We start from the raw sequence: 23895 nt of genomic DNA on the forward strand, positions 1-23895 counted from the left end.
TATGAAATCCATATTAATATGGATGTTTTAAAATAGATATACGGTACATCTACCCATCTGTATATCATCCTGTATTAAAGCTTCAAAAATCAATTTCTTTAATTGAACAACAGGAAAATCTGCTGACAGCCATGGTTCTTGCATATTGTTATATATTCATTCCAAACGAGAGATATAGTCTTTTGAGACGATAGATTTTAATAAAACGGATAAATAATTAAGAGTATCATCTGATTGGATTTCTTCATAAAAAGCAGACTTCACCTTTTTTTGGATAATACAAGTGGGATCTGATGTAAGGATATAAAATTTCTGATGCAGATTGACCAAATAATTATAAAAGATTTATTGACAGAATTTCTTAAAAAGTTTACCCATGAAAAAAAACCTATTTCTTTTTTTACTTTTTACATTATCGTCTTTTGCTCTTGTCACAGATATTTATAAAGAAGTGATAACGGTAAATAAAAACACTAAGAAAATTTCAGAACTGAATAAAGATAGAAATAGATCTATACAGTACTGGGCAGCAAATGATATCTATACAGAAGATTTTGAAGGAGCGCATGGTTGGCTATTTTCAAATGGACTTAATGCCAACAAATGGTATGTAGGGACGGCAGTAAATAACGGTGGTACAAAAGCATTGTATATTTCTGATAATAACGGAGTGGCTAATCAGTATAATATTGCAGCAGCCAGTATTAGCCATGCCTATAAAGATATAGCTCTTCCTGCAAACACTTCTGATGTAGCATTCTCATTTGATTGGAAAAGTATGGGAAATGTCCAATCAGATATTTTTAATGTATGGATTGTACCTTCTTCATTTACTCCATTACCTGGTTTTCAGATATTTGCCGGTGCAGATAGAATTCAGGTAGGAGGGGCTTTTGGCGGACAGTCAATCTGGAATAATTACAGTACGATAGTGAATCTTTCGGCTTATGCAGGTCAAAACGTTCGGTTGGTATTTCAATGGGTTAATATAGGATGGGAAGGGATGCAAACACCAGCTGCTATAGATAATATTTTATTAAAATCAGTTACCTGTTCCTCTCCCTCCAACATAAATGCTCAGAATATTACTACTACAAACGCACAGATTTCGTGGACAGCACCAACCACTGCTAATGTCGCTTCGTATGACTACTACCTGAGCCAGACCAATACAATTGCCCCAACAACTCTTCCTACTGGAAATGTAACAACTACTTCCGTCAGTGTTGGAAATTTAACAGCAGGTACTTCATACTATTTTTGGGTACGCAGTAATTGTGGCACTGTAGATGGGCAAAGCTTATGGACAGGACCATTTTCTTTTTTTACGAATTGCTCCATACTCAATTTGCCTTTTACTGAAACATTTAACTCTGATTCAACAACTGTAAATTGTTGGTCGGTTCTTAATAATAATAACGATAACATTAAATGGAATACAAATGTGGCTACAGGACCTTTTGAAGGAGATAAATCCGCCAACATACCTATAGATATGCTTTCAATGGCACTAAATGATGATTATCTAATAAGTCCGCTTTTTAACTTCAATGGCTCGTATCGCTTAAAATATTATTACAAGATGGGATGGGGGATGGCACCCCAGACTTTCAGTGTAAAAATGTCACAAAACGGAGGTATTGGGGTATCAGACTTTACTCAAACCGTGGTAGCCGAACAAGCTTATAGTAATACACAATATATCGAAAAAATTGTATATCTGCCTGCTTTTACAGGACAAGGAGCTCTTGCATGGTATGTGGGCAGTAGCAGTAAAAGACAAATATATATTGATAAAGTAGTAATTGAGCCAGTACCTGCCTGCCCTGAACCTTATGAAGTGCTCAGCACACAGATAACAGATGAAACATTAACTATTGCCTGGCAGCAATACGGTACAGTTAATTCTTGGGAAGTCATTATACTGCCACATGGGCAAAGTATTCCCGTTGACCTGAGTACCATTACGGTATATCAGACCAATACATCTTCAATAACTATTAATGATCTTGAAGATATGACAGCCTATGATGTATATGTCAGAGCAGTTTGTAATTCGGCACAGCAGAGCAACTGGTCTTCTATGTTGGAGATAACAACACGTCCTTCTAATGATGAATGCAATAAAGCGATCACATTGCCTGTAAATCAGGGACCTGAATGTGTTGAAACTGTAAACGGTACAGTAAAAGCAGCTTCGCCGTCAAATATAGGTGAGGTATGTGAGGGTGATCCTTATAATGATGTATGGTATGAATTTACAGCGACTTCTGAAAATCATTTAATCAAGCTACAAACAGAAAATCCTGCAACTACTTATATTGCCGTATATGAACAGGGTATTTGTAATGGAGAGACACTTACACCAATAATATGTGCTCCGACGAGTATCTTGAGTATGATTGATCTTACAGTCGGGAATACATACAAAATACGTGTATATACATCGAGTTTCGACACTGCAGTTAATTTTAGTATATGTATACTAACCTTTTTTCCTATTAAAACCAGTGATACACAATATACTGTTCCTGAACTGGTGACAGATATATTCATAGACAATGAGTGTGCAACTGTATCAAATATTACATGGAGTACAGGTACTAATTTTAATGATGTCAACGGGATAGGTTATTTTAATAAAAACAATACAAGTTTTTCCTTTAAAGACGGGATTATTCTCTCTACAGGAAAAATGTTATGGGCTCGTGGACCTGCAGACCAAGCAACAAGTACAGGAGAAGGTTACTGGCCTGGTGATACCCAGTTGACCACCTTAATGAACAATTATCTGGATGAAACGGATATAGATACTTATAATGCGAGTGTGTTAGAATTTGATTTTGTAGCAATTACCGATCAGCTCAAATTCAATTTTATATTTGCTTCCAACGAATACGGAAGTTTTCAATGTAGTTTTAAAGATTCATTTGCTTTCTTTCTGACCAATACAACAACCGGGGTAACCACTAATCTGGCAGTGGTTCCAGGTACTACGGATCTGATTTCAATATCCACTATAAGAAAGGCGATTCACTCCGGATATGATTCAATTACAGGTGAACCCCTATGTGGAGATAATAATCCGGAATTTTTTCAGGCTTGTTATGATCCGGCTTTCAATGGTCAGAACCCTATGAGCTCTCCAATCAATTTTTATGGACTAACGGTACCTATGACTGTACAAAGTGTTTTAGTACCCGGAGCTACTTATCACATAAAGATGGTGATTCAGGATAGAGTAGACCCTTATCGGGATTCTGCCATTTTTCTGGAAGGAGGTAGTTTTGATCTGGGTAGCGTTGAATTGGGGGGCGATTTATTAGTTCAAAATGGTAATGCTTTGTGTCCCGGAGAGTCTTATATTATTGATTCAGAGTTAAGTTCTGAAGATTATACTATTAAATGGTATAAAGATAATGTCTTGATTAGCGGAGCTAATGGTCCTACTTTAGAAATAACTCAAAGTGGAGAATATAAAATAGAAGCAACACCTGTAAACAGCATTTGTCCTCTAACAGACACTGTAAAGGTAGAAATCTACCCGGAGATTAAAGTTGTTTTTCCTAAAAATATAGAAATCTGTGTTTTCAATCAGCTTATACCTATAGTTGATCTTACCATAAACGAAAATGAAATGCTGTCTTTGATACCGGATCTTTCTGATATAGAAGTTGCATATTATAAAACAGAACCAGCGGCAGAGCTCGAAGATGAAGTCATAACCGACCCTGAAAACTACGTGGCTTCAGGATTACCGGCAGAAATTTTTGTTCGTATTGACGATAACAAAACCGGTTGTCACCGTATTGTGTCCTTTAAATTGGTCGCAAAAGAAGTTGTTGACCTTAAAGATCCGGAAAAAATAGTGGTATGTGTATATGATGGAGTTCCGGTTTCCTTAGATCTTACAAGTGTAAGATCAGGTATTGTGAGTCAGTTGACAAATCCAAATGTAACGCTGTACTATTATGAAACATACGAAAATGCTATTGATGGAATTGGAGCTATCGCTTCTCCTCAAAATTATCAGCCAGATACTTTGCCAGCAACAATTTATATCCGTTTTACAGATAGAGCTACGGGTTGTGAGTTAATGACTTCAGTTGATATTGTGGCATCCCCTGAAATCACACCTGTGAAAGTAGAGGATATTATCATTTGTACCAAATATACGTTGCCAAAAGCACCGGAAGGTTATTTTTACAGTACAGAGGCATTTGGTAAAGGAGAACTGATAAAAAGCGGTACCGTTTATGGTCCGGGTTATTATATTGTCTATCTCAATGTACAAAATATAAATAACTGTGTGTTTAGCAGCAGTTATACAATAGAAGTAATAGATTGCTCGATTCCAAAAGGAATTTCTCCGAATGGTGATGGTCTTAATGATACGTTTGATTTAACAAACTACCATCCGTTGGAAGTATTGATCTATAACAGAGAAGGAATGGAAGTGTATACTTACGGACCGGGTTACACGAATCAGTGGTATGGTCAGAATAAACAGGGCAAACCGTTACCGGATGGTACTTATTTCTATAGAATTGTTACTGAATATGAGGTTTTAACTGGCTATGTGCAATTGGTACGGGAAATAAAATAATTAATGATTTAAAAAAAGAAAAGCTCTGAAATATTTCAGAGCTTTTCTTTTTTTAAAATTTAACTTTTTGATTTTATATTAGTTGTCAAGAATATTCAATTTAATTTTAAATTTGTATTGATATATATTTAAAAACACAATATACAGTAAATCTACCCATCTGTGTATTCCTTTCCCGTACTGATTAAAAAGCAATTTCTTTAATGCTGAGCAACGGGTAAATAAGCTAACAGCCAATCCTCTCCTTATTCATTTTTTCCATGTTGATTATATGCCAATCATTATTGTAGATATTATTTATTGTAATGATGAATTTTAGTAAATAAAAAGTACTATTCTATTAACTCATTGTAAATAATGAGTGAGTGATGACAAAAAACTGTATCTGAGCATGAGAAAACTTCTGATACAGATTTACAAACTAAATTATAAAGGATTCTATTGACACAATGTTTTTAAAAAAGTTTACTCATGAAAAAAAATATATTTCTTTTTTTACTTTATACGTTTTCCGTTTTTGCTTTCATTTCAGATGGAAACAGAGAGCTAATCAATAAAAGTAAAATTATCAGTGACCCTTCAGGGGCTGATAAAGTTCAGCACAATACCGCACTATATTTTGCCAGCCCGATTTATACAGAAGATTTTGAAGGAGTACATAATTGGGTACTTGTAAATGGAGCACAGACCAACAAATGGTTTGTGGGTACAGCGGTAAATAATGGGGGCACAAAGTCTCTCTATATTTCTGATAATAATGGTGCAAGTAATCAATATGATATTACCGGGCCAAGTATAACACATGCCTACACCGATATCTCTATTCCTGTTAATACTACTGATGTAGAGTTTTCATTTGATTGGAGAAGTATTGGGGTTGCTTGGCAGGATGTTGCCAGAGTTTGGATTGTTCCGACAAGCTTTATTCCTACACCCGGAACTCAAATCTTTCCGGGAGGAATGGATATAACCCAAATTGTGGGAAATTTAAATGGACAGCCAACATGGATTAATTATAGTACAATCTTAGATTTTACTGCTTTTTCAGGTCAGAGCATACGATTGGTATTTCAATGGCGTAATGAAGGTTGGTCAGGAGCACAACCACCTATAGCTATTGATAATGTGATATTGAAAAGAGTAAGCTGTTCAAAGCCTTTAAATGTACAGCTACAGAATGTAGCAACTACTACAGCACAAATCTCATGGACCCCATCGGTTATGACTAATGGAATCTCTCATGATTATTATATAAGTCAAACAAACACTATTTTGAACACAACCATTCCTACCGGAAATGTAACCACTGCTTCAGCAGAGCTCGAAAATCTCATGCCTGGTACTCAATATTATTTCTGGGTACGCAGTAATTGCGGAAGTGTTGATGGGCAAAGTTTATGGACCGGACCTTTCACCTTTTTTACTCATTGTACGGCGATTAATCTACCTTTTACAGAAACGTTTAATTCTGATTCAACAACAGATAATTGCTGGACATTCATCAACAACAATAATGATGATGTACAATGGAGTACAAATACTGTTTGGGGAGCATTTGAAGGGGATCAATTTGCTAAATTGCCTATTGATGTATCGAATTCAGCGGGTAATGATGATTATTTAGTGAGCCCGATCTTTAATTTTAACGGACAATACCGTTTGAAATATCATTATAAAATGGGTTTAGGTGAACTACCCCAGAAGTTTAGTGTAAAGAGGTCACAAAACGGAGGTACCTCTGTTGTTGATTTTACAGAAACGGTATTGGCCGAACAAGGATATAGTAATAAGCAATATATAGAAAAAACAGTATATCTACCGGCTTTTACGGGTGAGGGAGCTATTGCTTGGTATGTCGGCAATAGTAATAATCGACAAATATATATAGATAAAGTAATTATCGAACCTGTTCCGCTATGTCCGGAACCTTATGAGTTAGTAAGCACGCAAGTTACTGATCAATCATTGAGCATTTCATGGCAGCAATATGGAACGGTAGCTTCATGGGAAGTTATCATACTGCCTCATGGACAAAGTATTCCTACTGATCTGAGTACTATTACAGTCTATTCGACTAATACAACCTCAATTACAATAAGTGATTTAGAAAATAGTACATCCTATGATGTATATATACGGGCAATATGTAACCCTATAGAAAAAAGTAACTGGTCTTCTGTTTTAGAACTTACTACTGCACCTCCTAATGATGAATGTAATAGCGCAATAGTAATACCTGTAAATTCGGGACCTGAGTGTATTGAAAGTGTTTCGGGGACAATAAAAGCAGCGACCCCTTCAAATACAGGTGAGGTATGTGAAGGAAATCCTTATAACGATGTATGGTATGAATTTACAGCTGTTTCTACTAAACACTCTGTAAAACTTGAAGCCGGATTTGCAACTACTTATATTGCAGTATATAAACAAGGTATTTGTGAAGGTCAAAATTTGATACCTGTTGCATGCGCTCAGACAGATGTATTAAGTCTGGAAGGACTTACTGTTGGAAATACATATAAGGTACGGGTTTATACTTCTGAAATAAATACTGATACAACCTTTAATATATGCGTGATTACGCTTCTCAATCCAGTTTTGGTAAGTGAAACACAATATACAGTGCCTCAGCTGGTAACCGAAGTGTTAATTGATAATCCATGTGCTAACGTTTCAAACATTACCTGGAGTACAGGATCGAATTTTGGCGATGTAAATGGTATTGGTTATTTTGATAAAAATAATTCGAGCTTTTCGTTTGAGGATGGTATTCTTCTTTCTACGGGAGATGTACAGCTGGCAAAGGGACCCGGAGGCGGTAATCCTGCATCTGGTTTAAATATTTGGGGTGGTGATGCACAGTTAACGACTTATATCAATAACTATCTGAATCAACCTGATCAGGTGTATAGGAATGCATCTGTTTTGGAATTCGATTTTGTAGCAGTTACTGAACAGCTCAAGTTTAATTTTATATTTGCTTCCAATGAATATGGTATGTTTCAATGTCGTTATTCTGATGTTTTTGCATTCTTTCTAACCAATTCAACTACCGGTATTACTACCAATTTAGCGTTGGTACCGAATACCAGTGATCCGATTTCTGTGGTGACTATTAGAAAAGGAATTTATTCTCCTCTAAATCCAATTACTGGAGCTCCGGCATGTACAGATGCCAATCCGGAATATTTTCAGGAATATTATAACTTGAACGGAGGAGCTAATCCGTTATTGTCTCCAATAAACTTTAGAGGTCTTACAGTGCCGATGGTAGCACAAAGTCAAGTTGTTCCGGGAACGACTTATCATATAAAATTGGTAATTCAGGATAGGCAAGATATAAGTATGGACTCTGCAGTATTTATAGAAGGAGGCAGTTTTGATCTGGGTAACGTTGAATTGGGGGGCGATTTATTAGTTGAAAATGGTAATGCTTTGTGTCCCGGAGAGTCTTATATTATTGATTCAGAGTTAAGTTCTGAAGATTATACTATTAAATGGTATAAAGATAATGTCTTGATTAGCGGAGCTAATGGTCCTACTTTAGAAATAACTCAAAGTGGAGAATATAAAATAGAGGCAATACCTGTAAACAGCATTTGTCCTCTAACAGACACTGTAAAGGTAGAAATCTATCCGGAGATTAAAGTTATTTTTCCTAAAAATATAGAAATCTGTGTTTTCAATCAGCTTATACCTATAGTTGATCTTACCATAAACGAAAATGAAATGCTGTCTTTGATACCGGATCTTTCTGATATAGAAGTTGCGTATTATAAAACAGAAACAGCGGCAGAGCTCGAAGATGAAGTCATAACCGATCCTGAAAACTACGTGGCTTCAGGGTTACCGGCAGAAATTTTTGTTCGTATTGACGATAACAAAACCGGTTGTCACCGTATTGTGTCCTTTAAATTGGTCGCAAAAGAAGTTGTTGACCTTAAAAATCCGGAAAAAATAGTGGCATGTGTATATGATGGAATTCCGGTTTCCTTAGATCTTACAAGTGTAAGATCAGGTATTGTGAGTCAGTTGACAAATCCAAATGTAATGCTGTACTATTATGAAACATACCAAAATGCTATTGATGGAATTGGAGCTATCGCTTCTCCTCAAAATTATCAGCCAGATACTTTGCCAGCAACAATTTATATCCGTTTTACAGATAGAGCTACGGGTTGTGAGTTAATGACCTCAGTTGATATTGTGGCATCCCCTGAAATCATACCTGTGAAAGTAGAGGATATTATCATTTGTACCAAATATACGTTGCCAAAAGCGCCGGAAGGTTATTTTTACAGTACAGAAGCATTTGGTAAAGGAGAACTGATAAAAAGCGGGACCGTTTATGGTCCGGGTTATTATGTTGTCTATCTCAATGTACAAAATGTAAATAACTGTGTGTTTAGCAGCAGTTATACAATAGAAGTAATAGATTGCTCGATTCCAAAAGGAATTTCTCCGAATGGTGATGGTCTTAATGATACGTTTGATTTAACAAATTACCATCCTTTAGAAGTATTGATCTATAACAGAGAAGGAATGGAAGTGTATGCTTACGGACCGGGTTACACGAATCAGTGGTATGGTCAGAACAAACAGGGCGAACCACTACCGGACGATACTTATTTTTATAAGATCGTTACTGATACTGAATTGTTTACAGGTTATGTGCAATTAATACGGGAAATTAAATAATTAATTATTGAATTTTTAAATAAAAAGGTTTTTTTGTTGGGTTGTTAACTAAATGTTAACTAAATATTTTTATATTTGTTAGTCAACCAAATTTTACGATACAAATATGAAAAAAATTACCTTATTGTTTTTATTTATTGCACTTTCATCTTTTGCGTTTGTACCTAAGATAATTCATTTGATAAATGAAAAAAGGCCACATTTAGAAACAGAAAAAATAGCTCAGCAGAATGTAAGTAAAAAGATGTATGATATACTTGCAGTGAATGACATTTACACAGAAGATTTCGAAGGAACTCATGGATGGGAATTTTTAAACGGAACACAAACAAATAAATGGTCTGTTGGAACAGCAGTAAACAACGGAGGAACAAAATCTTTATACATTTCAGATAATAATGGGGTGTCTAATAATTACAACGTAAGTGCGGCATCAGTAACTCAGGCTTTTAAGCTTATCACATTACCTTCAAATACAGTAGATGTGGAAATTCAATTTGATTGGCGCTCTGTAGGAGAAACCGGTCTCTATGATTATTTCAGAGTTTGGGTAGTGCCAGAAGCTTATGTACCTACTCCGGGAACACAAATCACTAATGGTGGAGGAAGAGTACGTGTTGGAGGAGATTTCTATCAGGGTTCCGTTTTTACAACTAATAGCAGTATTGTTAATCTATCAGCTCTTGCTGGGCAAAATATAAAATTAGTTTTTGAATGGCGTAATGATGGCATATTAGGAACACAACCGCCTGCAGCAATAGACAATATTTTGGTAAAACGTGTGGTTTGTTCAGCTCCGACAGGTATTACAGTAAGTGGGCAGACAACAGATAGCGCCGTTCTCACCTGGACAGCACCAACAGGTTCTTCTGTAACCGGATATGATTACTATATAAGCCCAGTAAATACAGTAACTCCTGGTACAACACCCACCGGAAATACAACAAATACTACTGTGACAGTAGGAAACTTGGCACAGGCTGTAACCTATTATTTTTGGGTGCGTACCAATTGTGGAGCTGTTGATGGAACAAGTGTATGGCAGGGACCTATGGCAGTAAATGCACTGATCTCTAATGATAATTGTCCGGATGCAATTACAGTTCCGGTAAATGATGGAATAGAATGTGTAGAGACTGTACCGGGAACAGTAATAGGAGCAACCCCGTCGGCTACCGGAACAGTATGTGCCGGAACTCCTGCGAATGATGTATGGTTTGAGTTTACCGCTGAAGCACCTACTCATATGATAAGATTGCTAAACATGTCCATAACGTATGCTACAACTTATATTGTAGTGTATCAGGGTGAAGATTGTACTACAGCTATGGCAAACATAGGATGTGTTACAGGACAGGCATTAACATTAAATAATTTAGCGATCGGTCAGATTTACAAAATAAGAATTTATACATCATCTTTTTATAATACACTAAATTTTGATGTCTGTGTAACAACTCCGACTCCACCAATAAAAGTTGATGATACTCAGTATACAGTACCTGAGTTAGTGACTGATGTTTTGATAGACAATGATTGTGCTAATATTTCAAATATTACATGGAGTACAGGAACCAATTTTGGAACCGTTAACGGAATCGGATACTTTGAACAAAATGGTTCTTCTTTTCCTTTCGGTGATGGAATTATATTATCAACAGGTAATTTTGCATCGGCACCGGGACCAAAAGGATTAGGTGTGCAGGGTGCCGGAGGATCTGTATGGGGAGGAGATACTGATTTAACAAATGTATTGACACAACAGGGAATTACCGGTCCACTTTTAAATGCTACAAAATTAGAATTTGATTTCGTAGCGATAACCAATCAAATCAGTTTCAACTTTATATTTGCTTCTGAAGAGTATGGAACGTTTCAGTGTAATTATTCCGATGCATTTGCCTTCCTGTTAACAGATTTGGCAACCAATACGACAACCAATTTAGCGGTTGTTCCAAATACCAATATACCTGTTTCAGTTACCACTATCAGAAATAATGCTTATAATGGAGGATGTGCCTCTGTAAATCCGGAATATTTTGCAGAGTACTATAACGGAACGAATTCTGCTTCGATGAATGCACCGATTAACTTTAGAGGATATACGGTGCCTTTAATTGCACAATCACAGGTTGTTCCTGGGCAAACCTATCATATAAAGCTTGTGATTGCTGATTTTGGAGGATCAGGTTTTCCGGATTCCTCTTACGATTCAGCTGTTTTTCTTGAAGGGGGTAGTTTTGATTTAGGTAGTGTAAATATAGGTGATAACCGATTAATTGATGAAGGAACAGCTTTGTGTTATGGAGAAAGTGTTCTGCTGGATTCACAGCTTAATCCAGATAATTATACAATTGAATGGTTTAAAAACGGGGTTTTAATCCCTGGAGCAAACGGAACTATTTTAGAAGTAAACGAATCGGGTGAATACAAAATTGAGGCTACATTTATAGGAAGTACCTGTGCTATTAACGATTCTATTATTATAGAAATTTATCCTGAATTAACAGTAACTGTTCCGGATAATATTGAGATTTGTATCTTCAGAAATCAGATTCCAATGGTAGATCTGACTGTCAATGAAGACCAGCTCCTTTCTCAATTCGGAGATACCAGTCAACTCATTGTAGGCTATTACGAAAATATAGAAGATGCTGAAGATGTTGAAGAGCAAATCGTTTCTCCGGAAAACTATCAGCCAATACAGTTGCCACAGCAAATCTTTGTAAGGGTAGAGGATGATTTAGGATGTTATAAAATAGTTTCTTTCAGAATCATAAGAAAACCAATCATCGATCTGAAAAAACCGGATGATATTATCACCTGTGTATATAATGAAGTTGCGTCAATCGTGGACCTTACAAGTATAGAAGCGGCTATAATAAGCGACATTAATAATAATAATGTAACCATTACATATTATGAATCGGAAAGTGAGGCTATAAATGAAGTCTCTCCGATTTCGGGGGCAACTGCTTATCAACCCTACAATTTGCCACAAACAATCTATATTAGTCTTATAGATAACGAAACAGGTTGTCAGTCGGTTAGTTCATTTCAAATTATAGCATCCGAAGAATTAATGCCTTTTGAAGCTGATGATATTGTAAGCTGTACCAATTATGTATTACCAGAACTACCACAGGGACAGTTTTACTCTTCTGAAGAATTTGGAAAAGGAGAGCTTTATGAAAGTGGAAAAATATTCTCTTTAGGAAAGTATACTGTTTTCATAAACATTAAAAATGAAGACAATTGTGTTTTTTCCAGCAGTTATTCAGTTGAAGTGATTAACTGTTCTGTTCCTAAAGGAATTTCACCTAACGGAGACGGGCTAAATGACTCCTTTGATCTTACCTATTATCATCCGTTAGCGGTTGCGATCTATAACAGAGATGGAAGAGAAGTATATTCCTATGGTAACGGATATACAAATCAATGGTACGGACAGAGCAAAAACGGAAAAGAACTGCCTGATGGTACTTATTATTATAAAATAACAACCACAACAGAGGTATTGACCGGATATGTTCAGATTGCCAGAGAAATAAAATAATAAGGTATATAGACGGTCAGACTGATAGTGGTAATTGTTTTACACGTTATTGTCTTATAATAACCAACATACAAAGTTAAAATGACGCAAAAAGAAGCTCTTTTTTATTCAGGATATTTCTTTTTTTGTTAAAAATGTGACTTTTGTTAAAAAAAAAATAAATTTGATTATATTTGATTTTCCTAAAGAAACTGCAGGATTATAAAGTTTTAAATTATGAAACAAAAAGAATTGAGTATTAAACTATTGTTAACATTAAAAATCGATATATGAAAAAAATTTTAGTATCTGTCTTACTAGGGTTTTTATGTAGTAATGAAATATTTGCACAACAAGATCCGCATTATACACAGTATATGTATAATCAAAGTGTTTTCAATCCTGCTTACGCCGGTTCAAAAGAGAGCCTTTCTTTAGGAGTTTTGCACCGCCAGCAATGGGTTGGTTTAGATGGTGCTCCAAAGACAACTACTATTTTTGGACATAGTAAAGTCGGTAAAAGTGTCGGAGTCGGTATCTCTGCTATATCAGATGAAATCGGACCAATTACAGAAAATAAAATCTATGCAGACGTTTCTTATACGCTGGATCTGGGAGGAAAGCATCGTTTAGCATTAGGGGTTAAAGGAGGTGTAACCTTGCAAAATATCGGTTACTTTAGTGATATTAATCCGGGAGTTCCTGATCCGAATGATCCTGCTTTTGCTTCAGATGAAAACAATTCTCTTTTCAACGTTGGAGCCGGAGCATTCTATTATACAGATAAGTATTATATTGGATTGAGTGTGCCGAATTTCTTACAGAATACATATGTCGAAAAAAATAACAGAAAATTCGGTAGTGATGTAATGCACATGTTCTTAACAGGTGGATATGTTTTCGATCTTAATGAAGAATGGAAACTAAAACCTTCTACCATGCTTAAAATGGCAATGAACTCGCCGGTATCAGTAGATGCTTCAGTAAATGCAATGTGGAATAATAAATTGGAATTTGGTGCTACCTATAGATTAGAAGACTCATTTGGAGCAATGATCAATTATGCTGTTTTACCAAACCTTCGTATTGGATATGCATATGATCACATTGTTTCGGATTTGAAAGTAGCAGGAACCGCTTCTCATGAAGTAATTGTACTATTTGATATTTACTTTAAGAAAAGAGTATCCAGTTCACCTCGTTATTTCTAATCACTTAGATAAAAATTATGAAGAAAATATACTTGAGTTTAATGCTTATGGGGTGTGTAATGACAGGATTTGCACAAAATACTCCAGAAGAACGTTTAAAATTAGCAGACGAATTATTCAGCAGATATCAGTTTATGGATGCTGCTGAACAATACAAAAAATTAACAAGAGGAGACAAAACCGATAACTACATAAACATTCAATTAGCAGAATCCTATTACAATATCTTTAATACAGTTGAAGCTGCTAAATGGTATGCAAAAGCGTTAGAAGTAAACCCTGGGCTTGATGCAGAAATTCATTATAAGTATGCACAGATGCTAAAAGCGAGCGGAAGATATGAGGCATCAAATGCAGCAATGAAAAAATTTGCTAACTTGAAACCGGATGATTTACGCTCTATAAAATTTTTACAGAATCCGGATTATATACCAAAGTTAAGAGAGCAGGAAGCTTTATTTACATTTGAAGACAGTGGGATGAATGATCCTAAGTATTCTGATTTTGCGGGAATTCTTACACAAGACAATACTTTTTATTTTACATCATCAAGATCGGGTAAGAAAAAAACATACGGATGGAATAATCAACCTTATTTAGACATCTATTCGGCTCCTTATGATCTTGAAGAAGGTAAATTTAAAGAGATCACACCGGTAAGTGAATTGAACTCGAAGTTACACGATGGACCTGTAACCATTACTGCAGACGGACAAACTATGTATTTCTCAACAGAGAGTTTCAGAAACAGAAAGTATGCTGTAGATAAAAAGAAACGTCTGAAATTAGGAAAGGTAAGTGTTTTCAGAGCTACCTTTAATGGAAAGAAATGGGGTAAATTAGAGCCGGTACCTTTCAACGGGGCAGATTATATGGTAAGTAATCCAAGTGTTACACCAGATGGTAAAACATTATATTTTGCTTCTGATATGCCAGGTACTCTTGGAGGAATGGATATCTGGAAGGTATCTATTAATGAAGACGGTAGTTACGGTGAGCCTGTAAACATGGGTGAAAAAGTTAATACCGAAGGACGCGAATCATTTCCTTTTATCGCAGATAATAACAAATTATACTTTGCTTCTGATGCCCGACAAGGTTTTGGAGGATTAGACGTATACTCAATCGATTTAGAAGTTCCGGGCTCTGTTGCCATGAATGTGGGAGATCCTATAAATACGGCTAAAGATGATTTTGCATTGTCTTTCTATACTGATAAAAACATCGGATTTATCTCTACAAACCGTGTGGGAAGAGATGATATATACAAAGTCCATCCCGTATGTTTAACGGAATTCCTTATCACTGTAAAAGATGAAAAAACAGGAGAAATCTTAAAAGATGCACAGGTAAGTATTTTAGATCAGGATAAAAACATCATTGAAACAAAATATTCAGACGCTTATGGTTTAGTTAGATATGATGTAGATTGTGGGAGAAATTACTCTTTGCAGGTATCAAGAAAAGATTATGACAGTAAAAATGTTCCATTGCAAAAAACTAAAAATGGAAAAGCGCCTGTTGAGGTACAATTACGTCCGATCGAATTATTGATTATTGATGAAAAAATAGTATTGGGAGATATCTATTTTGAGTTTGATAAATCTCATATTACACAACAGGGAGCTTTCGAATTAAACAAACTTGTTCAGATTTTAGAAAGAAATCCTAACATGAAAATTAAAATAGAAGCACATACTGATAATAAAGGAAGCGACGCTTATAACTTGAGACTTTCTGATCAAAGAGCAAAAACTACGTTACAGTATATTGTATCAAAAGGAATTGCATCTAACAGATTACAGGCACAGGGTTACGGAGAAAGTCAGCCGAAAGTTGATTGCGGTGAAAACTGTACACCTGAGCAGGATGCGATCAACAGAAGATCAGAATTCATCATCACACAGAAATAAAGTTCTGTTACAATAAATTTTTAAAATGACCCTTACGGGTCATTTTTTTTGTTAAAAGAATGAGGCTTTTCTATTTTGGCACAGTCCTTGAAATAAGCATGGTAAATAAAATAAACAATTAAATAATCCGTCATGAAAACATATAAAATCATATTCGCTTTTTTCTTGTTGCTGGGCACGCAGTTCGTTACAGCACAAAGAAATTCTACTGCAACAGTAGTGGCGAAAAATTACGATATATCTGACAATCTTGATCTTCAGGCAGTAGCATCTGTTTTTGGTGATGCAAGAGATTTGGAAGATTTTGAAAAAAAACTGAACGACCCTTCATTACAATTATCTAACCTTGATTTAAACGGTGATAATTATGTTGATTATCTGAGAGTAATAGAAGTGGCAGAAGGAGATAACAGAGTAATTGTTATTCAGGCAGTATTAGGTCAGGATACCTTTCAGGATGTAGCAACGATTGAAATAGAAAAACAACGTTCAAGTACAGTAAATGTTCAGATTGTTGGTAATCCATATATTTATGGTCCTAACTATATCTACGAGCCTTATTATTACAGAACGCCTATATTCTTTGATTATTTCTGGCTTGCAACTTACAGACCTTATTATTCCCCTTGGTATTGGGGATATTATCCAACCTATTACAGCTATTGGGCTCCAATGCCAGTGTTCAGATATCAAAGACATGTGTATCCTCATATTAACACAAGAAACAGATATGTATATACAGACAACAGAAGAATTTCAAGAGCAGATAGAATGTATTCAGGGGTAAGTAGAAATGCTTATGAAAGAAGCAATCCGGGAAGATCATTTACAAATAGAAATGCTAATGTAACCAACCGATATGCTTTAGATCAATCTCGTGGAAGTGCCGCTTCAAGAAATAATGCATCAAGAGAAAATTCCAGAAATTCAGTTACCGGATCAACGATCAATAACAGAGGAAGTGTAAATGCTTCTTCAAGAGGGACTGATTTTTCTTCATCAAGAAACAGCTCAAGTGTAAGAAACAGTGGCGCAACAGTACGTTCAGACTTTAATGCAAACGGAGGAAGAAGCAATTCTTCAAGAGTAAATCTACGATCAGATAATTCCTCTACCATAAACCGTTCCAGCAGTACGTTACGATCAAGTGCTCCAATAAACAGTTCACGATCAAGTGCCCCAGTAAACAGCTCGCGCATTGAAAGATCGACGCCATCAAGATCATTTGACAGCAGCAGTTCAAGAAGTTCCAACAGCTCATTTTCAAGACCTTCTAACTCCGGAGGATCTTTTTCAAGAAGTTCAGGAGCTACCATGTCAAGAGGATCAAGCGGTATGAGTACTGGCGGAGGTTCTTCAAGAAGCGGTGGCGGTGGCGGAAGAAGCTCCCGATAAGTATGAATTCTTTTCGTTAATTATTAATTATAAAAAAAGACTGTTTTATCCTAAAAGCAGTCTTTTTTAATGTGTATATATTTCAGATAAGATATCAAGAGAAAGAGGCTGCCTGAACCCGACTGTGTGAAGTTCAAAATACCGTAATAGCATTCGTATTAATAGTTTCCTCTCATTTCCGTTAAAAACAGGAATATCAGAAACGTAATTGTGAGTCAGAAGTTTCTTGAATAAAAAGGACTCATCTTCATTGAAGCAGAGGTGTTCCGGAGTAAACATAAATTTTCCTTCAATAGGATTAAAATAAGTGCCCCTAATATCTTCCGTGTTTGGATAAAAACCAAGAAATTTAGTAATTCCCATCATGGAAAAAAGATGAAAATCTGCAAAATAAGGATGGGTGTCAAACCAAATCAATGATTCTTCAAGAAAAGAAAATAAGGAAGAATTCTCTTTTTCCTCCTTAAGGACAATACTGTATAATTCTGCTAAAAAAATAAAAACAGTACTTTTACTGAAATCATTGTTGATATTCTGATAGGGATGCAGCAGACTCAGATTGGTAATGTATTCTAAATTACCTTTGTTTTTATGTGTGGCGTTAATTTCTAATAAGGTAAGAGGTTGGAAATAAGCTATATTCAGAGTGTTTTTGTTTTTGGAAAAAGCATTCTTAATAAAGTAAGATGTGATACCGAAAGCTTCGGTAAAACATCTTACAATCAAACTCTTTTCCTGATAGCGCACTGTGTGTAAAACAATGGCTTTTGTTTTAAAATGCATTATCGGATAATCATAAGTTTTTTAGTTGTCTTTTCAGACCCGTCTTCTGATGAAACAAAAATCATATAAACTCCTGAAGCTACTTTTCTCCCGTTAAAATTAAAGGTATTCCATAAAGCCGTTCCACCATCAGAAGTAGTTTCGTATACAAGATTTCCGGAAACATCCGTAATCTTTATATTGGATTTTACCTTTAATCCTGATATTTTAACTTCTCCTGTGAAATCAGGCCGGACCGGGTTTGGATACACATAAACATCATCTAAATTATCGGTAGGTGAAGTAGCGTAGTTTTTATAAGAGACCATACCCTTGTCGCTTACAAAGAAAACTTCTCCGGTAGTATCATTGATTTCAATATCCATTATGTTATTTGAAGGTAAAGGAGAGTTAGATGTATCAAAGCGATAAATTGTTTTCTGACCGTCTCCTGAAACTAAAAATACTCCGGCATCGGCTACAGAAACCCATTTGTTATTAGATCCGTCTACCTTGATTTTTAAAATAGTCTGTTGATAGAACAGCTCCTGAGCTTTTCCGTCATCCATGATAATGATAGAAGAAGGAGTCAGGTTACTTGCAGTGAGGAACTGATCAGTAGAGGCAAGAACGCGAAGACCGGCTCCGGTACCAATCCATAACTGATTGTTGTTGTCCAGAGCGACTGAAAATACCGCAGGACTTGGCAGGTTACTGTTGCGGTCTATTTTTACAATCTTATTGTTTCTGGTCTCGTTAAAGGCGATAATACCGCTGTAAGAGGTTCCCATCCATTTTGTATTGTTTTTGTCAATAACGGGTATGGTAAAGTTATCTAACTGTTGAGAATTGCTTAAATAGCCTCTGAGGTCATAAGATTTCCACTGATTGTTTTTGTTAAAAGACTTCAGATGTTTAGTTGGTCTTCCTGTATTGGTCAGCCATGCAGTACCTTGTCGGTCAAAAACGGGTCCGTTGATACGGACAGAGTTTACATCCGGTGCATATTGTTCCAAGCCATCTGATCCGGTATTATTTTGATTATAATGGATAAATTCGCTGTTGGCAATATCGCTATTGTTTAAATTGATTTCTAAAAGTCCTGAATTAAAAGAACTCACGTATATTTTATTATTATTAGTCGGATGAAAACTTAAGTGACTTGTAGATTCAAGAGGAGCAATCTTGTCATAAGGAATTAGTTGCCACTCACCGTTTTCTTTTTGTCTGCTGATACCATACTTTGACAGATCAGGATTATAGGGATTATATTCTAATGTATATCCTCCGAAGATAGCCCATAAATCTTTTGTTTTTTCATTGTAAAACGCTCTGAAGACATTGTTGCTCAAAGGTCCTTTTGGAGAAATATAGATAGGAGAATCTGCATTGGAAACCGCAATTTTAAATGCTCCGTCCATAGAGGTTCCGGCATATAATTGACCGTTTTTCAAAAGAGAAGCATTATAATCCTTTGCATTTGCTGACGTTCCATAGGTAAAAACGGTGTTAAAATTTTGATCATAACTAAGGGAGTTATAAGTAGAAGTAGCTGTTAGATTATTTTTGAATACCGACAAACGGATAAAATTTTCAAACACCTGTCCGAAAGATACTGTTTCGGTCGCATTAATTCTGTGAATGCTAAGATCTTCTTTTACGCCTACAAGCTGATCCTGAAAATTAATAATATCCAGCCAGTTTTCTGTATTATAAAATGTCCAGTTGGTATAATCAATCAAATTAGTGTTTAAAGAAGCAGACTTGATGCCGACACCTTCGATATTAGCGTAAATCCGGTTGCCGATAACTGCAACACTTGTTACTTTTACAGAAGCACCGTTATCTCCTATATAATAAGAATCACCAAAATTATTGTCATTTAGCCGGATTGCGGTAATTCCATACCCGGTTGCCAAATAGGCATACCCGGCTGCTATAGCAATATTGTTAATCTGTTTTTCAGCTCCTGATAACGATTGCTTGTTATAGATATCGTTCAGATTTGAAATAGTACCGGTTGCTTCATCTACAATGACAATTCTGCCTGATAAGCTGGTTGCAACAAGCTTTTTATAAGTTTCACTATAGATAAGATTGGTAATGTCGTTGAGTTGAAATCCGTTAATGGTGTTATATATGTCTTTTTCTGAAACATTTTCGTTTACAGAAAAGAGAGCATTTTCCGTAGCAAAATAGGTTTTTGATTCTGAGGCAGAAATAGCTCTTATCGTATTGTACGAAAAATATCCTTTCCAGGCCTCATTCTGTGCGAACAAAACAGTTGAAAAGAATAACAGGAATAAGGAATAAGAAAATTTCATATCTATTTTTATGTTAGACAAATATAGGTAGATAACGTAAATAATCGAATATTTATTCAAAATAATAAAAATCTTTTGAACATTTTGAGTACAAATTGTGGATAACATTTTGGAGGTTTTTTTATGAATGGAAAGATTAATAAGTATCTTTAAAAATCTTTTAGAGGGAAATATAACAGTTTTTAAATGCTTGTTTATGAGTGTTTTTCATATTTATCTTTCCAATATTGCCGTTATTCTTCAGCAGCAATAAGCCTTGTGAAGAGATTCGGCAGTTCTTTAGAGGAATTCAAAAATAAGACAGTATTACCATTAACAAAATAAAAGCTTTCGATATGAGTATTTTTGACAAACGTATAAATTACAAACCATTTGAATATCCTGAAATTTTGGATTTTACAAATGCTATTAATAAATCTTTTTGGGTGCATTCTGAGGTAGATTTTACTGCAGATATTCAGGATTTTCATTCGCATCTTACCTTAAATGAACGTGAGATTGTAAAAAGAAGTTTGTTGGCAATTGCTCAGATTGAGGTAAACGTGAAATCATTCTGGGGTAATTTATACAACCATTTGCCAAAACCGGAATTCAATGGTTTGGGAAGTACTTTTGCGGAATGTGAGTTTCGTCACTCAGAAGCGTATTCCCGTTTGTTAGAAGTATTGGGATATAACAATGAGTTTGAGAAAGTAGTAGAAATTCCTGTGATCAATAAGAGAATCCAGTATCTTTCAAACGCTTTACAACATTCCAAGGCTGATGATAAGAAAAACTATATGCAATCCTTGATTTTATTCACGATTCTTATTGAAAATGTTTCTTTGTTCAGTCAGTTCGCCATCATATTGTCATTTACACGTTTCAAAGGAGCAATGAAAAACGTAAGCAATATCATTGCATGGACTTCAGTAGATGAACAGATTCACGCTAACGCAGGGATCTATATCATCAACAAAATCAAAGAAGAATTTCCTGCTTATTTTGATGAAGCAACTGTAGAAGAAATTAATGAAATTGTAAAACATTCCATAAACATTGAAAGCGAAATACTCGACTGGATTTTTGAAAATGGAGGTTTAGATACCATCTCAAAAGAAAATCTGATCAACTTTATGAAATATCGTTTGGATACTTCATTACAACAAATCGGATTGAAAAAAATATACAATGTAAGCGAGCATGATTACAGTCCGATGGTCTGGTTTGAAGAAGAAATCTTTGCAAACAGTTTGGACGATTTCTTTGCAAAAAGACCGGTAGATTATACAAAACATGACAAAAGTATTACAGCAGACGATTTATTTTAATTAGCTATGGAAACCACAGAAAGATTATGGTGGCTCAATGAAGAAAGTGAGCAAATTTTAAATAGAGGATATTTATTAAAAGGAGAGACGACTCAAAAAGCAATTGAGCGTATCGCAACTGCTGCTGCTCAACGTTTATATAAACCGGAGTTAGCGGAAGCCTTTATTGAAATGATAGAAAAGGGATGGATGAGTTTGAGTTCTCCTATCTGGGCTAATATGGGTACAGAAAGAGGATTGCCAATCTCTTGTTTCAATGTATATGTGCCAGATAATATTGAAAGTATTACGCATAAACTTGGAGAAGTAATCATGCAAACCAAGATCGGAGGTGGTACTTCGGGTTATTTTGGAGAGTTAAGAGAGCGTGGTAGTGCAGTAACCGATAACGGAAAGAGTAGTGGAGCGGTAAGCTTTATGAAATTGTTTGATACGGCAATGGATACCATTTCACAGGGAGGTGTACGTAGAGGAGCATTTGCTACTTATCTGGACATAGACCATCAGGATATTAAAGAATTTTTACAGATCAAAGACATCGGAAACCCGATCCAAAACTTATTTTACGGAGTTTGTATCCCGGATTACTGGATGCAGGATATGATTGAAGGAGATCGTGAGAAGAGAGAAGTCTGGGCAAGAGTTTTAGAAAGTCGTCAGCAAAAAGGATTGCCTTATTTATTTTTTACCGACAACGTCAACAGAAACAAACCGGAAGTATATATTGACAAAGAAATGAAGATTTCTTCAAGTAACCTTTGTTCAGAAATAGCACTGCCTTCATCAGAAGACGAATCGTTTGTTTGTTGTTTATCTTCTATGAATTTAGAACTCTATGACGAATGGAAAGATACAGAGGCTGTAAAACTGGCAACCTATTTTCTGGATGCGGTAATGTCTGAATTCATCGCAAAAACGGAAGGGAATTATTATCTGGCATCTGCCAACAAATTTGCCAAAAACCACCGTGCATTAGGATTGGGAGTTATGGGATGGCATTCTTATCTGCAAAAGAACAGAATTCCATTTGAAAGTTTAGATGCAAAAATGCTGACCAATAAAATCTTTAAAGAACTTCAGGAAAAATCATTAAAAGCATCTCAGGATCTTGCAAAGATTTATGGAGAACCGGAAGTATTAAAAGGGTACGGAAGAAGAAATACGACTTTGATGGCTATAGCTCCTACAACATCTTCTTCGGCTATTTTAGGGCAAACATCTCCCGGAATAGAACCATATAGCAGTAACTATTACAAAGCAGGTCTGGCAAAAGGAAACTTCATGCGTAAAAATAAATACCTTAAAGCATTGCTGATTGAAAAAGGTATTGACAACGAAGAAACATGGAGAAGCATCATGTTGAACCACGGTAGTGTACAACACATGGATGAATTGACTAAAGAAGAAAAAGATGTATTCAAAACATTCAAAGAAATAAGCCAGTACGAAATTATATTACAGGCATCTCTTCGTCAGAAATACATTGATCAGGCACAAAGTCTGAACATTAATATACCTTCCAATATTCCTATCAAAGAAGTAAATACTCTATTGATAGAAGCGTGGAAGCTTGGAGTGAAAACATTATACTACCAACGTAGTCAGAGTGTTTCTAAAGAATTTGTTGCCAATCTGGTTACCTGCCAGAGTTGTGAAGCATAAAATAAAAAATCCGCTGAATAGCGGATTTTTTTATTGCATATGTTTTAAAACAATACCCTGGATGGATGTCTGAAATTCTGTACTTGCGTTTAAGGCCTCCGGAGTAATCTCCTGAGTCTTACTTGTTAGCTTTTTTCCAAGAGGGGAGTTATAGAAAGCTAATAATTCTTTTACATCTTCGGGTGTATAATGTTTCGCATAAATAGCTACTATTTTTTCGTTTAATTTATCCATCTCTGCCGTAATATCTTTCATGATGGCGGGTAATTTTTCTTTAGAAACATATGGAGCCAGCTGACCTTCCATAAGCTTCATCTGTTGTTCCAGACCACCTCCTGAAACTTCAATTAATTTCTTAAGATCTTTTTTAAAAGCATCGCTTTGTGCAAAGCCTGCATGGGCTACAGCTATAAATGCTATAGTAAGAATTATTTTTTTCATGATTTTTCAATTTAAAGGATGTAAGATACAATTTTTTA

At 35.6% G+C, this 23895-nt stretch carries 14 protein-coding genes; 9 read left to right on the forward strand and 5 right to left on the reverse strand.

The annotated features are described in order from the left end of the window. Positions 1–156 precede the first annotated feature (156 nt). On the reverse strand, positions 157–330 hold the full coding sequence (locus QW060_RS16890) for a hypothetical protein (protein ID WP_290364632.1): 174 nt from the start codon (positions 328–330) through the stop codon (positions 157–159). Between the two features lie 46 nt (positions 331–376). On the opposite strand from QW060_RS16890, the gene QW060_RS16895 reads away from it, so the two are divergent. Then, positions 377–4606, forward strand: coding sequence for a choice-of-anchor L domain-containing protein (locus tag QW060_RS16895; protein ID WP_290364633.1), 4230 nt, complete (start codon positions 377–379; stop codon positions 4604–4606). A 78-nt stretch (positions 4607–4684) separates the two neighbouring features. On the opposite strand, the gene QW060_RS16900 is transcribed toward QW060_RS16895, so the two are convergent. Then, positions 4685–4843, reverse strand: a complete 159-nt coding sequence (locus tag QW060_RS16900) for a hypothetical protein (protein ID WP_290364634.1) — start codon at positions 4841–4843, stop codon at positions 4685–4687. A 234-nt stretch (positions 4844–5077) separates the two neighbouring features. On the opposite strand from QW060_RS16900, the gene QW060_RS16905 reads away from it, so the two are divergent. From QW060_RS16905 to QW060_RS16925, 5 genes are all read left to right on the forward strand, one after another. After that, positions 5078–9304 carry a choice-of-anchor L domain-containing protein gene (locus tag QW060_RS16905; protein WP_290364635.1) on the forward strand — a complete coding sequence of 1409 codons (4227 nt, stop codon included), beginning with the start codon at positions 5078–5080 and terminating at the stop codon, positions 9302–9304. Positions 9305–9410: 106 nt separating this feature from the next. After that, a complete protein-coding gene (locus QW060_RS16910) occupies positions 9411–12860 on the forward strand; it encodes a choice-of-anchor L domain-containing protein (RefSeq protein ID WP_290364636.1) in 3450 nt (1149 codons plus the stop codon). A 269-nt stretch (positions 12861–13129) separates the two neighbouring features. Continuing rightward, positions 13130–14050, forward strand: a complete 921-nt coding sequence (locus QW060_RS16915; protein WP_290364637.1) for a PorP/SprF family type IX secretion system membrane protein — start codon at positions 13130–13132, stop codon at positions 14048–14050. A gap of 17 nt (positions 14051–14067) precedes the next feature. Then, on the forward strand, positions 14068–15963 hold the full coding sequence (locus QW060_RS16920; RefSeq protein WP_290364638.1) for an OmpA family protein: 1896 nt from the start codon (positions 14068–14070) through the stop codon (positions 15961–15963). A 132-nt stretch (positions 15964–16095) separates the two neighbouring features. Beyond that, positions 16096–17358 carry a hypothetical protein gene (locus tag QW060_RS16925; protein ID WP_290364639.1) on the forward strand — a complete coding sequence of 421 codons (1263 nt, stop codon included), beginning with the start codon at positions 16096–16098 and terminating at the stop codon, positions 17356–17358. Between the two features lie 66 nt (positions 17359–17424). Here the strand turns inward: QW060_RS16925 and recO are convergent, their stop codons facing one another. Both recO and porZ read right to left on the reverse strand, forming a co-directional pair. Then, positions 17425–18141: a DNA repair protein RecO gene (gene recO / locus QW060_RS16930; RefSeq protein WP_290364640.1), complete on the reverse strand. Its 717-nt coding sequence runs from the start codon at positions 18139–18141 to the stop codon at positions 17425–17427. Next, positions 18141–20552, reverse strand: coding sequence for a type IX secretion system anionic LPS delivery protein PorZ (gene porZ, locus QW060_RS16935; RefSeq protein WP_290364641.1), 2412 nt, complete (start codon positions 20550–20552; stop codon positions 18141–18143). Before porZ ends, recO begins: the two co-directional genes overlap by 1 nt. A 78-nt stretch (positions 20553–20630) precedes the next feature. On the opposite strand from porZ, the gene QW060_RS16940 reads away from it, so the two are divergent. From QW060_RS16940 to QW060_RS16950, 3 genes are read left to right on the forward strand one after another with little or no spacing between them, the layout of a single operon-like run. After that, on the forward strand, positions 20631–20768 hold the full coding sequence (locus QW060_RS16940; RefSeq protein ID WP_290361689.1) for a hypothetical protein: 138 nt from the start codon (positions 20631–20633) through the stop codon (positions 20766–20768). Between the two features lie 11 nt (positions 20769–20779). After that, positions 20780–21754: a ribonucleotide-diphosphate reductase subunit beta gene (locus QW060_RS16945; RefSeq protein ID WP_290361690.1), complete on the forward strand. Its 975-nt coding sequence runs from the start codon at positions 20780–20782 to the stop codon at positions 21752–21754. 6 nt (positions 21755–21760) lie between these two features. After that, on the forward strand, positions 21761–23416 hold the full coding sequence (locus QW060_RS16950) for a ribonucleoside-diphosphate reductase subunit alpha (RefSeq protein ID WP_290361691.1): 1656 nt from the start codon (positions 21761–21763) through the stop codon (positions 23414–23416). 30 nt (positions 23417–23446) lie between these two features. Here QW060_RS16950 and QW060_RS16955 read toward each other — a convergent pair whose 3' ends face one another. After that, positions 23447–23857, reverse strand: a complete 411-nt coding sequence (locus tag QW060_RS16955; protein WP_290361692.1) for a DUF2059 domain-containing protein — start codon at positions 23855–23857, stop codon at positions 23447–23449. Positions 23858–23895: the final 38 nt, after the last annotated feature.

The organism is Paenimyroides ceti, assembly GCF_030409925.1.

Excerpts from the sequence above, each read along its gene's own strand:
- QW060_RS16895 (WP_290364633.1), top strand. The coding sequence starts at position 377 with ATGAAAAAAAACCTATTTCTTTTTTTACTTTTTACATTATCGTCTTTT.
- QW060_RS16905 (WP_290364635.1), top strand. The coding sequence starts at position 5,078 with ATGAAAAAAAATATATTTCTTTTTTTACTTTATACGTTTTCCGTTTTT.
- QW060_RS16910 (WP_290364636.1), top strand. The coding sequence starts at position 9,411 with ATGAAAAAAATTACCTTATTGTTTTTATTTATTGCACTTTCATCTTTT.
- QW060_RS16915 (WP_290364637.1), top strand. The coding sequence starts at position 13,130 with ATGAAAAAAATTTTAGTATCTGTCTTACTAGGGTTTTTATGTAGTAAT.
- QW060_RS16920 (WP_290364638.1), top strand. The coding sequence starts at position 14,068 with ATGAAGAAAATATACTTGAGTTTAATGCTTATGGGGTGTGTAATGACA.
- QW060_RS16925 (WP_290364639.1), top strand. The coding sequence starts at position 16,096 with ATGAAAACATATAAAATCATATTCGCTTTTTTCTTGTTGCTGGGCACG.
- recO (WP_290364640.1), bottom strand. The coding sequence starts at position 18,141 with ATGCATTTTAAAACAAAAGCCATTGTTTTACACACAGTGCGCTATCAG.
- porZ (WP_290364641.1), bottom strand. The coding sequence starts at position 20,552 with ATGTTATCCACAATTTGTACTCAAAATGTTCAAAAGATTTTTATTATT.
- QW060_RS16940 (WP_290361689.1), top strand. The coding sequence starts at position 20,631 with ATGCTTGTTTATGAGTGTTTTTCATATTTATCTTTCCAATATTGCCGT.
- QW060_RS16945 (WP_290361690.1), top strand. The coding sequence starts at position 20,780 with ATGAGTATTTTTGACAAACGTATAAATTACAAACCATTTGAATATCCT.
- QW060_RS16950 (WP_290361691.1), top strand. The coding sequence starts at position 21,761 with ATGGAAACCACAGAAAGATTATGGTGGCTCAATGAAGAAAGTGAGCAA.
- QW060_RS16955 (WP_290361692.1), bottom strand. The coding sequence starts at position 23,857 with ATGAAAAAAATAATTCTTACTATAGCATTTATAGCTGTAGCCCATGCA.